Origin of the sequence: Marisediminicola senii (assembly GCF_011057645.1) — a bacterium.
Classification (GTDB): domain Bacteria; phylum Actinomycetota; class Actinomycetes; order Actinomycetales; family Microbacteriaceae; genus Marisediminicola; species Marisediminicola senii.
In genome coordinates this window covers 18,739-31,236 of the sequence record NZ_JAALGE010000039.1, presented here as the reverse complement: position 1 = coordinate 31,236, position 12,498 = coordinate 18,739, and the positions used below count along the sequence as shown (strand labels likewise).

The window sequence follows — 12,498 nt, the reverse complement described above, 5'->3', positions numbered from 1 at the left end:
GCGTCTACTCCCGAATCGCAGGCCGACTACTCGCCCTCGCCGCAGGAATCTGGCACAACTGGCTCATCGGAGCACCCAACAAACGCTCCCTCATCGCCTACGACCATTAGGACTCACTCATCTAGGATCGATGGCGTGACAGACGACGGCGAGGTGGATGCTGCCGCCGGCCCCACTCCGCCGATCCCGGTACCTCCGCTCACCGGCCCGGACCTGCGCATCCGGCTCGACATCGCCTACGACGGTACCGACTTCACCGGCTGGACTCGCCAGCCAGGGCTCCGCACAGTGCAGGGCGAGCTCGACGCCGCCCTCGCTACGATCTTCCGTCGGCAGCAGCCGTCGCCCGAGCTCACGGTCGCCGGTCGCACCGACGCCGGGGTGCACGCCCTCGGCCAGGTCGCCCACCTCGACGTCACCGCCACCCAGGTCAGGAGCCTGCACCGGGTGCGCAAGATCCCATCGGGAGGCCACCACCTGCGCCCTCCGGAGTCGCTCGCGCGGCGGTTGAACGGTATCGCGGGGCTGTCGTCCGATGTGGTCGTGACCGCGGCATCCGTCGCCCCCGAGGGTTTCGACGCGAGATTCTCGGGCATCTGGCGCCGGTACGAATACCGGGTTGCGGATGCCGCGGGCCCCCGCAACCCGCTCGAGCGGGGCAACACGGTCTGGTACCCCGCCCGGCTTGACCTCGACCGCATGAACGCCGCCGCGCAGACCCTGCTCGGGCTGCACGACTGGGCGTCGTTCTGCAAGCCACGCGACTTCGCCACCACCATCCGCACCCTCCTCGACTTTCGGTGGAACAGGCTGCCGTCGGGGGTGTTCGTCGCGTCCGTGCAGGCCGACGCGTTCTGCCACAGCATGGTGCGCGCACTCGTCGGTGCGACCATCGCCGTCGGGCAGGGCAAGCTCGCCCCGCACCGGCTGGTCGGCATCCGCGACCTGCGGGAGCGCACGAGTGACTTCAAGGTCATGCCGGCCAAGGGGCTGACGCTGATGGAGGTCGGCTACCCGCCCGACGCCGAGCTCGGTGCGCGGGCCGAGCAGACCAGGGCGCACCGTCCGCCGATCACGCTCGACGGCGACGCTGGCGGCGTCGCGTACCTGGACGACGACACCGACTGACCCGCATCCGCGGTCACCCCACGACCGCGCTCGTTTGCCCGCACGCCGCCCGTCGGCTAGTGTTGACCCTTGGTGCCTGCGCTTTCTCGGCGCGACACCCGAACTTGAGCCCTCCACCGGCAAGGTTCCCGTCGGGAACGTTCCACGGAGTGGGATTCACGAACACCTCATTTCGACAGAAAGCAGTTGCACTGTGACGCGCACATATTCCCCCAAGCCCGATGACATCCAGCGCGACTGGGTAATCATCGACGCGACGGACGTCGTCCTCGGTCGTCTCGCCACCCACGCGGCAGCACTGCTGCGCGGCAAGCACAAGGCGATCTTCACCAACCACATGGACACCGGCGACTTCGTCATCATCATCAACGCCGAGAAGGTCGCCCTCACCGGCTCCAAGCTCGCGCAGAAGAAGGCATACCGTCACTCGGGTTACCCGGGCGGCCTCACCGCCACCACGTACTCCGAGCTGCTCGAGAAGCACCCGACCCGTGCGGTCGAGAAGGCCATCCGCGGAATGCTGCCGAAGAACTCCATCGGCCGCGCTCAGCTCACGAAGCTCAAGGTCTACGCCGGCCCCGAGCACCCCCACGCTGCGCAGCAGCCCAAGACCTTCACCTTCACCCAGGTCGCGCAGTAGCGCCGCCCGCACATCAAAAGGATTCCCTTACTCATGGCGAAGATTTCAGACTCCGTAGACGCGGCCACCATCGAAGAGGCAGCTCCCACGAGCTACTCGACTGAGAGCGCTGCAGAAGACGCTCCCAAGGCGCCCCGCGCCGTACTCAACGTTCCGGGAGCAGCCGTCGGTCGCCGCAAGCAGGCCATCGCCCGCGTGCGCATCGCGCCCGGCTCCGGCAAGTTCGTGGTCAACGGCCGCGAACTCGCGGACTACTTTCCGAACAAGCTCCACCAGCAGCTCATCAACGACCCGTTCACGGTGCTCGACCTCGTGGGCAGCTACGACGTCATCGCCCGCATCACCGGCGGTGGCCCCTCCGGCCAGGCCGGCGCACTGCGCCTCGGCATCGCGCGCTCGCTGAACCTGATCGACGAAGAGAACAACCGTGCGACGCTGAAGAAGGCGGGCTTCCTCAGCCGCGACGCTCGCGTCAAGGAGCGCAAGAAGGCCGGACTCAAGAAGGCACGTAAGGCTCCTCAGTTCTCGAAGCGCTAATCGCGCTTCGGTAACCGACGTTCACCGATGGCTCGCCTTTTCGGCACCGACGGTATCCGAGGGCTAGCTAACAAAGACCTCACGGTCGAGCTAGCCCTCGGTCTTGCGCAGTCCGCTGCGGTCGTCCTCGGCGAAGGACAGATCGCTGACGGTCGGCGTGCCTCAGGCCGCCGACCCGTCGCGGTCGTCGCCCGCGACCCGCGCGTCTCCGGCGAGTTCATCGCCGCGGCCGTCGCCGCCGGCCTCGCCAGCTCCGGAGTCGACGTGCTCGACGCCGGGGTCATCCCCACCCCCGCTGCCGCGTACCTGATCGGCGACATCAAGGCCGACTTCGGCGTGATGATCTCCGCCTCGCACAACCCGGCGCCCGACAACGGCATCAAGTTCTTCGCCACCGGTGGCACCAAGCTCCCCGACATCGTCGAGGACCGCATCGAAGCGGCCCTCGCGGCGCCGAAGCTCGCCCCCACCGGCATCCAGGTCGGCCGCATCCGCCGGTTCGCCGACGGCGAGGACCGCTACGTCGTGCACCTGCTGTCGACCATGCGCGAGCGCCTCGACGGACTGCACGTCGTTCTCGACTGCGCCCACGGGGCCGCCGCCGGCATCTCGCCCGAGGTATTCACCGACGCCGGCGCGACCGTGACCGTGATCGGCGCAGACCCCAACGGCACCAATATTAACGACGGCGTCGGCTCGACCTACCTCGACGGGCTCTCCGCCGCGGTACTCGAGCACGGCGCCCACCTCGGTATCGCCCACGACGGCGACGCCGACCGCTGCCTGGCGGTCGACGCCGAGGGCAATGTCGTCGACGGCGACCAGATCATGGCGATCCTTGCCGTGTCGTTCAAGAAGCGCGGCCTGCTCAAGGACGACACCCTCGTCGCGACCGTGATGAGCAACATCGGCCTCGGCAAGGCCATGGCCGACCACGGAATCAGCGTGCTGCAGACCAAGGTCGGCGACCGTTACGTGCTCGAGACCCTCAACGAACGAGGGCTCACGCTCGGCGGCGAACAGTCTGGCCACGTCATCATGAGCGACTACGCCACCACCGGCGACGGCATCCTGACCGGCCTGCAGTTGATGGGGGAGATGGCCCGCTCCGGCAAGTCGCTTGCGGAACTGGCATCCATCATGACCGTGTACCCGCAGGTGATGATCAACGTCAAGGGCGTCAACCTCGCCGGTCTCGCGTCGGATCCCGTGATCGCCGCGGCAGTCGGCGCGGCCGAGGCGGAACTCGGCACCTCAGGACGCGTGCTGCTGCGCCCATCGGGTACCGAACCGCTCGTACGCGTCATGGTGGAGGCATCCGACCAGGAGACCGCTGATCGCATCGCCCGCGAGCTCGCCGCCGTCGTGCTGGAGCAGCTCGCGCTGTAGAACGCCCGCTAGATCTTGCGCACCAGCACCGTGTCGACGGCGTGCTGCTCGTTCTTGCGCAGCACGAGGGTCGCCCGCGACCGGGTCGGCAGGATGTTCTCCGACAGGTTCGGGCCGTTGATGCGGTTCCAGATGTCACGGGCCGTCGCCGACGCCTCCTCGGGCGACAGCGTCGAGAACCGGTGGAAGTACGACTGCGGGTTCGAGAACGCACCGCGCTGCAGCGCCAGGAACCGCGTCTCGTACCAGTTGGCGATGTCGGCGCTGCGCGCGTCGACGTAGACGGAGAAGTCGAACAGGTCGCTCACGGCGAGCCGGTGCGCGTCGCTAGGCGGCTGCAGCACGTTGAGGCCCTCGACGATCAGGATGTCGGGACGGCGCACCACGACCTCGGCGTTCTTCACGATGTCGTAGCGCAGGTGCGAGTAGAACGGCGCCCGCACCTCCTCGGCCCCGCTCTTGATCTTGCTGACGAAGCGCATCAGCGCCCGGCGGTCGTACGACTCCGGAAACCCCTTGCGCGTCATCAGCCCGCGGCGCTCGAGCTCGGCGTTCGGGTAGAGAAAGCCGTCCGTGGTGATCAGCTCGACGTGCGGGGTGTCGTCCCAGCGGGCGAGCAGCTCGCGCAGCAGGCGGGCGATGGTCGACTTGCCCACCGCGACCGACCCGGCGACGCCGATCACGAACGGCGTGCTCTCGGCGCGCTGCCCGAGGAAGTCGCTCGTGGCGCGGTGCAGCTGCTTCGCGCCGGCCGCATACAGGTTGAGCAGGCGCGACAGCGGCAGGTAGACCTCGCTCACCTCGCGCAGGTCGAGAACGTCGCCGAGACCGCGCAGTTCGACGATCTCGTTCGGCGTGAGCGGCAGCTGCGTGGTCGGTGCCAGTGCTGCCCAGTCGGCCCTGTCGATCTCGATGAATGGGGTGTTGTGCCCGCCGGTGTGGCTCGGCTGTCCGTTGGCACGCATGAGGACCCAGAATAGTGCGCGGCAGGGCGGGGTGGATGCCGCACCGCCCGCATCGCGACGCCCGGCGCGTCACGGCCGCAGAACCGCACGGCCCGCACCCCGCGGCACGCGACACAGCACCCCGCCGTCGCGTCGGGGCGGGCATCCGTCTCCCGTGCCCGTAAAATCGATCTCTATGTGTGGAATCGTGGGTTACGTCGGTACGTCCAAGAGCGTCGAAGTTCTGCTGGGGGGCCTTCGCCGCCTCGAGTACCGCGGATACGACTCCGCCGGCATCGCCGTGATCGACCCCGACGGCGACCTGCACACCCGCAAGCGCGCGGGCAAGCTGCAGATCCTCGTCGATGACCTCGACCTCGCCGCGATGGCGAACGGCTCCACCGGTATCGGGCACACCCGGTGGGCCACCCACGGCGGGCCGAATGACCAGAACGCGCACCCGCACCTCGGCGACGACGGCAAGCTGGCCCTCATCCACAACGGCATCATCGAGAACTTCGCGGAGCTCAAGAACGAGCTCATGGAGCAGCACCCCGAGACCGTCTTCACCAGCGAGACCGACTCCGAGGTCGCCGCGCTGCTCGTCGGCCTCGAATACCAGCGCGTCGGCGACCTCGCCGAGGCCCTCCGCCTCGTCGTCGCCCGCCTGCACGGCGCGTTCACCCTGCTCGTGCTGCACAAGGACCAGCCGGGTGTCGTCGTCGGCGCCCGCCGCAACTCCCCGCTCGTCATCGGCCTCGGCGACGGCGAGAACTTCCTTGGATCGGATGTCGCCGCGTTCGTCGAGCACACCCGCCGCGCCGTCGCCATCGGCCAGGACCAGATCGTCACCATCACCGCCGACGCCGTCACGGTCACCGACTTCGACGGCGCCCCCGTCGAGAGCGAGGAGTTCGACATCGCGTGGGACGCCGCCGCCGCCGAGAAGGGCGGATGGTCGAGCTTCATGGCCAAGGAGATCAGCGAAGAGCCCGACGCCATCGCCAACACGCTGCGCGGCCGCATCGTCGACGGTGCAGTGCGCCTCACCGAACTCGACCCCGCCGCGAGCACGAAGCCCGGCAGCGCGGCATCGGCCGGACTCGACCTGACCGGCGTCAACCGCATCGTGATCCTGGGATGCGGCACCGCCGCCTACTCCGGGATGCTCGCGAAGTACGCCATCGAGAAGTGGGCCAAGCTCCCCGTCGACGTCGAGCTGTCGCACGAGTTCCGCTACCGCGACCCGGTGATCGACGCATCCACCCTCGTCATCTCGGTCAGCCAGTCCGGCGAGACCATGGACACCCTGATGGCCGTCAAGTACGCCGTCGCGAACGGTGCGCGCACGCTGTCGATCTGCAACACCCAGGGCGCGACCATTCCGCGCGAATCGGATGCCGTGATCTACACGCACGCCGGGCCGGAGGTCGCCGTGGCATCCACCAAGGCATTCGTCGCCCAGGTCGCCGCGTTCTACCTGTTCGGCCTGCACCTCGCCGCCGTGCGCGGCACCCTGCCGAAAGAGGAGATCAGCGACCTGCTCGACGAGCTGCAGGCACTGCCGGAGCAGCTCGCCACCGTGCTCGAGCAGCACGACGCCATCAAGCAGCTCGCGGGCTGGATGACCGACACCCGCGCCGTGCTGTTCCTCGGCCGGCACGCCGGGTTCCCGGTCGCGCTCGAGGGTGCGCTCAAGCTCAAGGAGCTCGCCTACATCCACGCCGAGGGCTTCGCGGCCGGTGAGCTCAAGCACGGGCCGATCGCGCTCATCGAGCCAGGCCAGCCCGTGTTCGTCGTCGTGCCCAGTCCCCGCGGACGCGACTCGCTGCACCCCAAGGTTGTCTCGAACATCCAGGAGATCCGCGCCCGCGGCGCCCGCATCCTCGCGATCGCCGAGCAGGGCGACGCCGCGGTGCTGCCGTATGCCGACGTCGTCATCCCCATCCCGCTCGCATCGACGCTGTTCGAGCCGCTGCTCGCGGTCGCACCGCTGCAGATCTTCGCCATGGAGCTCGCCGCGGCCAAGGGACTCGACGTCGACCAGCCCCGCAACCTGGCCAAGTCGGTCACGGTCGAGTAGCGGCAGGGCCGCGGGGTACGGTGCAGTGATGGGCGCTCGGTGATCGTGGGCATCGGGGTCGATGTCGTCGACCTTGTGCGCTTCGAGCGGGCCGCGTCCCGCACGCCGCGGCTGCTGCCCCGGCTGTTCTCGGCCGGGGAACTCGAGACACCGCAGCGCACCCTGTCCCTGCGATCGCTCGCCGGCCGATTCGCGGCCAAAGAAGCGTTCATCAAGGCGATCGGCCACTCCGACGGCGTGCAGTGGCACGACATGCGCGTGGTCTCCGACGACCACGGCAACCCGTCGTTCGAGCTGCACGGAGCCGCCGCGGCAATCGCCAGCCAGCGCGGCATCGGCAGCATCCACCTCACGATGAGCCACGACGCCGGCATCGCGATCGCGTGGGTGGTAGCGGAATCATGACCACCAGGCCTACGCGCGAGGCGCTCATCGACCTCACCGCGATCACCGCGAACGTGCAGGCGCTCGCCGCCATCGCCGGCACCGACCACCTGATGGCCGTCGTCAAGGCGCGCGGCTACGGGCACGGCGCGGTCGAGAGCGCCCGCGCCGCGGTGTTCGGTGGGGCCGACTGGCTGGGCGTCGCCACGATCGCCGAGGCGCTCGAGCTGCGCGCCGGGGGCATCGACACCCCGATCCTCGCCTGGCTGCACGGGCCGTCGGCCGACTTCGCCTCCGCGATCGAGCGGGGCGTCGACATCGGCGTGAGCTCGCTCGAGCAACTGCACAGGGTCGCCGCGGCATCCACCCTCGCCCGCGTGCACCTCAAGGTCGACACCGGCCTCGGCCGCAACGGCGCGACGCTCGACGACTGCGCCGCCCTGTTCGGGGCCGCCTCCGCCTACGAGAAGCGCGGGCAGCTGCGCGTGCACGGGCTGTTCAGCCACCTCGCCAACGCGGGAGAGGTGGATGACGCGGCGCAGGTCGCCGCGTTCGAGAACGCCGTCACCATGGCCGATACTGCGGGACTCACCCCCGAACTGCGGCACTTGGCCGCGACCGCGGGCGCGATCCGGGTTCCGGCCGCGCGCTTCGACATGGTGCGCGTCGGCATCGGCATCTACGGGCTCTCGCCGTTCGACGACGGGGGTGCAGGTTCCAGCGCCGCCGACCTCGGCCTCCGCCCGGCCATGGAACTCAGCGCCAGCATCGTCAACGTCAAGCGGGTGCCCGCAGGCAGCGGCGTCTCGTACGGCTACAGCTACCGCACCGAGCGCGAGACCACCCTCGCGCTGGTGCCCCTCGGCTACGCCGACGGTGTACCGCGGCAGGCCTCGAACCGCGGTCCGGTCACTATCGACGGCGTCACCCACCGGGTCGCCGGGCGTATCGCGATGGACCAGTTCGTCGTCGACGTCGGCGACCAGCGGGTGTCGATCGGTGATCGCGCCGTACTGTTCGGCGACCCCCGGCGCGGGCACCCCGGCGCCGACGACTGGGCCGCCGCCGCCGACACCATCAATTACGAGATCGTCACCAGGTTGGGTAGCCGCGTCGAGATCGGGTACCGGTCATGAGCGAGGCCGCGCCGGGTACGTCGGGCGCCCCCGCACCGGTAACCGAATTCACGCTCACCGTGGCGACGCCCGACGAGATGGCCGCTCTCGGGCGCCGCATCGCAGGGCAGCTGCGCGCCGGTGACATCGTCGCGCTCGACGGTCCGCTCGGCGCGGGCAAGACCACCCTCACGCGCGGTCTCGGTGCGGCGCTGGGCGTGCGCGGAACCGTCACCAGCCCCACCTTCGTCATCGCACGCACCCACCCGCGCGCCGACGGCCTGCCGCCGCTCGTGCACGTCGACGCCTACCGGCTCGGCAGCGCCGCGGAGCTCGACGACCTCGACATCGACTTCGCCGGCTCGATCGTGGTCGTGGAATGGGCCGCCGGCATGATCGACGGCATCAGCGACTCCGTGCTGCGGGTGTCGATCGCGCGGCCGACCGGGGGTGCCGTGGGTGGCGGTTCGGCGGTGGCCGGCGCGGTGGCGTCCGGTACCGTGCCCGATGCCGCCACCGCCGAGGTGGTCGACGAGGTGGTCGAGGCGCGCGTGGTCACCATCACCGCCGTCGGGGAACGCTGGCGGCAGCATCCATTCGCCTGAGCCTCGCGGTGCGCAGGGGCGGCGGGAATCGTCGGGCATGCGTACCTTTAAACTGATCGGATGCTTCTCGCCATCGACACCTCGGCCGGTACGTCGGTCGCCGTAGTCGACCGCGACCGCGGCATCATCGCCGAGCGGGCATCCGCCGACACCCGCGGGCACGCCGAGATCATCGGCACCTACATCGACGAGTGCCTCCGCGAGTCGGGCGTCGCGATCGCCGCGCTGTCCGGCGTCGTCGCCGGCATGGGGCCTGGTCCGTTCACCGGGCTGCGCGTCGGCATCGCCGCGGCCCGCGCCTTCGCGCTCGGGGCGGGCAAGCCCGTCGTGCGGGTGGTCAGCCACGACGCCATCGCGTTCGCCGAATACGGCTCGGTCCAGCGTCCAGCGTCGAGCACCGAACCGCTGCTCGTGGTCACCGATGCCCGCCGGCGCGAGGTCTACTGGTCCGCCTACGAGGGTACGGATGCTGCCGGCCTGCCCCAGCGCGTCGGCCCCGCCGGTCTCTGCGTGCCCGCCGACCTCGAGCGCGCCGTACCCGACTACTCGCGCTACCGCCGGCTCGACGCATCCACCGTCTCTGCCGGGGCAATGGGCATGCTCGCCGAGGCGCTGTTCGTCGCGGGCGAGCCGTTCGCCGACGCGCAGCCGCTCTACCTGCGCTCGCCCGACGTCACGGTGTCGGCCGGGCCGAAGCGGGTCAGCTGATGTGGCAGCTGCGCCGCGCCGGGGTCGATGACCTCGACGCGATCATGGTGATCGAGAACGCGAGCTTCGGCGGCGATGCCTGGCAGCCCGCGGGCATGCGCAGCGAGCTCGCGAACCCGCAGTGCTACTACGTCGTCGCGGTGCGGCCGGAGACCCCCGATGTCGTCGAGGCGTATGCCGGGCTGTTCGCCCCGCGCGGCGCCGACGACAGCGAGATCCACACCATCGCCGTGGCGGAATCGGCCCGCAGGCAGGGGCTCGGCCGCACGATGCTGCTGAGGATGATCGACGAAGCCAGGGAGCGCGGTGCCAGCCGCATGTTCCTCGAGGTGCGCGCCGACAACGAGGGACCCCGCCGGCTCTACGAGAGGCTCGGCTTCGAGCGCATCTCGCGCAGGGCCGCCTACTACCCAGACGGAATGGACGCCATCGTGATGCGCCTCGACATCCCCGCCCCCGAGATGGCACTCGCATGAGCGACGCGCAGGCACCCGGCCCGCTCGTGCTCGGCATCGAGACCAGCTGCGACGAGACGGGCATCGGCATCGTGCGCGGCACCACCCTGCTCGCGAACGTCATCTCCTCGTCGATGGACGAGCACGCGCGCTACGGCGGGGTCGTTCCCGAGATCGCGGCGCGCGCTCACCTCGACGCACTGGAACCCGCCATCACCGCCGCCGTCGCGGAAGCCGGCATCCACCTCACCGACGTCGACGCCATCGCGGTGACCAGCGGCCCGGGGCTCGCCGGTGCGCTCATGGTCGGCGTCGGTGCGGCCAAGGCGCTCGCCGTCGCGCTCGACAAGCCCCTCTACGCCGTCAACCACCTCGTCGGACACGTCGGCGCCGACGTGCTGCGCGACGACGGCACCGAACTCGAGCTGCCCACCGTGGCGCTGCTCGTCTCGGGCGGCCACACGTCGCTGCTGCTCGTGCGCGACCTGGTCACCGACGTCGAGCTGCTCGGGGAGACCATCGACGACGCCGCGGGGGAGGCCTTCGACAAGGTCGCCCGGCTGCTCGGGCTGCCATATCCAGGGGGCCCGGAGATCGACCGGGCCGCAGTCGGGGGAGACCCCGGGGCGATCCGCTTTCCGCGTGGGCTCAGTCACCAGAAGGACATGGCGGCGCACCGCTACGACTTCTCGTTCTCCGGGCTCAAGACCGCGGTCGCGCGCTGGGTCGAGCAGAAGCGCGACAGCGGCGACGAGGTGCCGCTGGCCGATGTCGCGGCGAGCTTTCGCGAGGCCGTCGCCGACATCCTCATCACGAAGGCCGTGGCGGCATGCCGCGACCTCGGGGTGCCGCGCCTGCTGCTCGGCGGCGGAGTGGTCGCGAACGCCCGGGTTCGACAGCTCGCGCAGGAACGCTGCGACGCCGAGGGCATCGCGCTGCGCATCCCGCCGCTGTCGCTGTGCACCGACAACGGCGCCATGATCGCCGCCATCGCCTCGCAGCTCATCGCCGCGGGGCACCCGCCCTCCGGCCTCGCCTTCTCGGCCGACTCGACCCTGCCGGTCACCACCATTCAGGGCTGACCTAGGTGCGGCGGGCATCATGGAAGGCGACGCCCGATCGGCGTCGCGCCATCGTTGTTCTGCGGCCGCCCGGGTGTTTGACACCCCGCTGGCACGGTGCAAGGCTGACTGCCATCCCCGCCAGACCCTAGGAGTTCTTCATGACCGATCCCACCGGATACTCGAACGAGTCACGCGACTCCACCCCGGGTGGATACTCGCAGCCTGGTGCCTACTCCCAGGCCGGATATCCCGGAACGCCCGCGTCGCCGGGCTTCAACGTGCTGTCCATCGTCGCCCTGATCGGCGCGTTCGTGGTGCCGCTGGTCGGCATCATCTGCGGCCACATCGCGCTCTCGCAGATCAAGAAGACCGGGGAGCAGGGCCGCGGCCTCGCCCTCTGGGGAACCATCCTCGGCTACGTGTTCACCATCGGCTACATCCTGCTGCTCGTCGCCCTCATCGGAGGCGCGGTGTTGCTCGGCTCGACCGACAGCTTCACCGGCGGCGGCTACTAGCACTGAGCGCCGGCCCGGCCCGGCCCGGCCCGGCCCGGCCGGCAGCGGCCCAGCCCGGCAGCGGCGCGGCCAGCAGCCCTTCTGGCTCGACCCGCATCACTCGCTCAACACGCACCACTCGCACAATTCAGGAGCTCCCATGTCTGACCCCACCGACCGCGACGTTCCGCCAGTTCCGCCCCGCGGCGGCGGGGAGCCCGGTGAGCGCGAGAACGGCGCCGCCGAGCAGGGAGCTCCGGCCTACGGTGCCGGCGGTGCCGGAGAGTACGGCGAGTACCGCGACCAGGACACCAGCGATCGCGCATACCGGGCCCCGACCCCTCCGCCGCCAGCGCCGGACGCCTCCTCGGCCCCCGGGCCCTACTCGCAGTCCGGCGGGTACCAGCAGCCCAGCGGATACCAGCAGCCCAGCGGCTACGCGCAGCCGGGCGGGTATGCGCAGGCCGGCGGGTACCAGCAGAGCGGTGGGTACCAGCAGCCCGGGGGACCTGGCCAGCCCGGCGGGTACGGCCAGCCGGGCGGGTACGGCCAGCCCGGAGGCTACGGCCAGCCTGGTGCCTCGCCTTACGGCGCGGGCGCCGCACCCAGCGCCCCCAAGACCCTGAGCCTCATCGGAATGATCGCCGGCATCATCGGAATCCTCGGATCGGGCGTCGTCATCGTTCCGTTCTTCGGGTCGTTCCTGCAGCTCTTCATTCCCGCCGCCGCTGTCGTGCTCGGGTTCCTCGGCAAGAAGCGCGAGGGACCCGCTGCCCGCGCGCTATGGATGACCGCCCTGATCACCGGCTTCGTCGGCCTCGGGATCGCCGTGCTCGCGGCGGCACTGTGGGGTATCTTCTTCGCCGTCGGCGAGGCGGGCAACGGCTCGTTCGCCCCGTAACCCGCACTGCGGCTCACGTGACGGGCGCCGCTGACGAGAACGCGCTCGGCT

General features: G+C 70.2%; 14 protein-coding genes and 1 pseudogene. 14 read left to right on the top strand and 1 reads right to left on the bottom strand.

Annotated features, from left to right (window positions below; all coding sequences use genetic code 11):
* The 5 genes and pseudogenes from G5S38_RS11850 to glmM form a co-directional block, all read left to right on the top strand.
* Positions 1-110 (top strand): annotated as a pseudogene (locus G5S38_RS11850) (IS982 family transposase); the annotation flags it as partial.
* A 103-nt stretch (positions 111-213) separates the two neighbouring features.
* Complete coding sequence (gene truA / locus G5S38_RS11845; RefSeq protein ID WP_165068876.1) at positions 214-1,128, top strand: tRNA pseudouridine(38-40) synthase TruA; 915 nt, start codon at positions 214-216, stop codon at positions 1,126-1,128.
* Positions 1,129-1,321: 193 nt separating this feature from the next.
* The gene (gene rplM, locus G5S38_RS11840; protein ID WP_165068865.1) at positions 1,322-1,768 is read left to right on the top strand and encodes a 50S ribosomal protein L13; all 447 of its coding nucleotides are present in this window, start codon (positions 1,322-1,324) and stop codon (positions 1,766-1,768) included.
* 33 nt (positions 1,769-1,801) lie between these two features.
* Positions 1,802-2,305: a 30S ribosomal protein S9 gene (gene rpsI, locus G5S38_RS11835; protein WP_165068862.1), complete on the top strand. Its 504-nt coding sequence runs from the start codon at positions 1,802-1,804 to the stop codon at positions 2,303-2,305.
* A gap of 27 nt (positions 2,306-2,332) precedes the next feature.
* Positions 2,333-3,694, top strand: a complete 1,362-nt coding sequence (glmM, locus tag G5S38_RS11830; protein ID WP_165068860.1) for a phosphoglucosamine mutase — start codon at positions 2,333-2,335, stop codon at positions 3,692-3,694.
* Between the two features lie 8 nt (positions 3,695-3,702).
* Here glmM and coaA read toward each other — a convergent pair whose 3' ends face one another.
* Positions 3,703-4,659 (bottom strand): type I pantothenate kinase, encoded by a 957-nt coding sequence (gene coaA / locus G5S38_RS11825; protein ID WP_165068857.1) that lies wholly within the window; start codon positions 4,657-4,659, stop codon positions 3,703-3,705.
* A 175-nt stretch (positions 4,660-4,834) separates the two neighbouring features.
* Between coaA and glmS the strand changes: the two genes are divergently transcribed.
* From glmS to G5S38_RS11780, 9 genes are all read left to right on the top strand, one after another.
* A complete protein-coding gene (gene glmS, locus G5S38_RS11820; RefSeq protein WP_165068855.1) occupies positions 4,835-6,721 on the top strand; it encodes a glutamine--fructose-6-phosphate transaminase (isomerizing) in 1,887 nt (628 codons plus the stop codon).
* 39 nt (positions 6,722-6,760) lie between these two features.
* Complete coding sequence (locus G5S38_RS11815) at positions 6,761-7,126, top strand: holo-ACP synthase (RefSeq protein ID WP_165068852.1); 366 nt, start codon at positions 6,761-6,763, stop codon at positions 7,124-7,126.
* Entirely contained in the window at positions 7,123-8,241 is a 1,119-nt protein-coding gene (gene alr, locus G5S38_RS11810; protein WP_165068850.1) for an alanine racemase, read from the top strand. The genes G5S38_RS11815 and alr overlap by 4 nt, the downstream gene beginning before the upstream one ends.
* On the top strand, positions 8,238-8,825 hold the full coding sequence (gene tsaE, locus G5S38_RS11805; protein WP_201276668.1) for a tRNA (adenosine(37)-N6)-threonylcarbamoyltransferase complex ATPase subunit type 1 TsaE: 588 nt from the start codon (positions 8,238-8,240) through the stop codon (positions 8,823-8,825). The genes alr and tsaE overlap by 4 nt, the downstream gene beginning before the upstream one ends.
* A 60-nt stretch (positions 8,826-8,885) precedes the next feature.
* Positions 8,886-9,533 carry a tRNA (adenosine(37)-N6)-threonylcarbamoyltransferase complex dimerization subunit type 1 TsaB gene (tsaB, locus tag G5S38_RS11800; protein ID WP_165068847.1) on the top strand — a complete coding sequence of 216 codons (648 nt, stop codon included), beginning with the start codon at positions 8,886-8,888 and terminating at the stop codon, positions 9,531-9,533.
* Positions 9,533-10,009, top strand: a complete 477-nt coding sequence (rimI, locus tag G5S38_RS11795; RefSeq protein ID WP_201276667.1) for a ribosomal protein S18-alanine N-acetyltransferase — start codon at positions 9,533-9,535, stop codon at positions 10,007-10,009. Before tsaB ends, rimI begins: the two co-directional genes overlap by 1 nt.
* Positions 10,006-11,070, top strand: coding sequence for a tRNA (adenosine(37)-N6)-threonylcarbamoyltransferase complex transferase subunit TsaD (gene tsaD / locus G5S38_RS11790; RefSeq protein ID WP_165068844.1), 1,065 nt, complete (start codon positions 10,006-10,008; stop codon positions 11,068-11,070). The genes rimI and tsaD overlap by 4 nt, the downstream gene beginning before the upstream one ends.
* A gap of 140 nt (positions 11,071-11,210) precedes the next feature.
* Positions 11,211-11,567 (top strand): DUF4190 domain-containing protein, encoded by a 357-nt coding sequence (locus tag G5S38_RS11785; RefSeq protein ID WP_165068842.1) that lies wholly within the window; start codon positions 11,211-11,213, stop codon positions 11,565-11,567.
* Positions 11,568-11,706: 139 nt separating this feature from the next.
* On the top strand, positions 11,707-12,447 hold the full coding sequence (locus G5S38_RS11780) for a hypothetical protein (RefSeq protein ID WP_165068839.1): 741 nt from the start codon (positions 11,707-11,709) through the stop codon (positions 12,445-12,447).
* The last annotated feature ends 51 nt before the right edge of the window (positions 12,448-12,498 follow it).

Bases quoted from the DNA above. Each gene is read 5' to 3' on its own strand.
- coaA (WP_165068857.1), bottom strand. From the start codon at position 4,659: ATGCGTGCCAACGGACAGCCGAGCCACACCGGCGGGCACAACACCCCA.
- G5S38_RS11780 (WP_165068839.1), top strand. From the start codon at position 11,707: ATGTCTGACCCCACCGACCGCGACGTTCCGCCAGTTCCGCCCCGCGGC.
- glmS (WP_165068855.1), top strand. From the start codon at position 4,835: ATGTGTGGAATCGTGGGTTACGTCGGTACGTCCAAGAGCGTCGAAGTT.
- tsaD (WP_165068844.1), top strand. From the start codon at position 10,006: ATGAGCGACGCGCAGGCACCCGGCCCGCTCGTGCTCGGCATCGAGACC.
- tsaB (WP_165068847.1), top strand. From the start codon at position 8,886: ATGCTTCTCGCCATCGACACCTCGGCCGGTACGTCGGTCGCCGTAGTC.
- G5S38_RS11785 (WP_165068842.1), top strand. From the start codon at position 11,211: ATGACCGATCCCACCGGATACTCGAACGAGTCACGCGACTCCACCCCG.
- alr (WP_165068850.1), top strand. From the start codon at position 7,123: ATGACCACCAGGCCTACGCGCGAGGCGCTCATCGACCTCACCGCGATC.
- tsaE (WP_201276668.1), top strand. From the start codon at position 8,238: ATGAGCGAGGCCGCGCCGGGTACGTCGGGCGCCCCCGCACCGGTAACC.
- glmM (WP_165068860.1), top strand. From the start codon at position 2,333: ATGGCTCGCCTTTTCGGCACCGACGGTATCCGAGGGCTAGCTAACAAA.
- rpsI (WP_165068862.1), top strand. From the start codon at position 1,802: ATGGCGAAGATTTCAGACTCCGTAGACGCGGCCACCATCGAAGAGGCA.
- rimI (WP_201276667.1), top strand. From the start codon at position 9,533: ATGTGGCAGCTGCGCCGCGCCGGGGTCGATGACCTCGACGCGATCATG.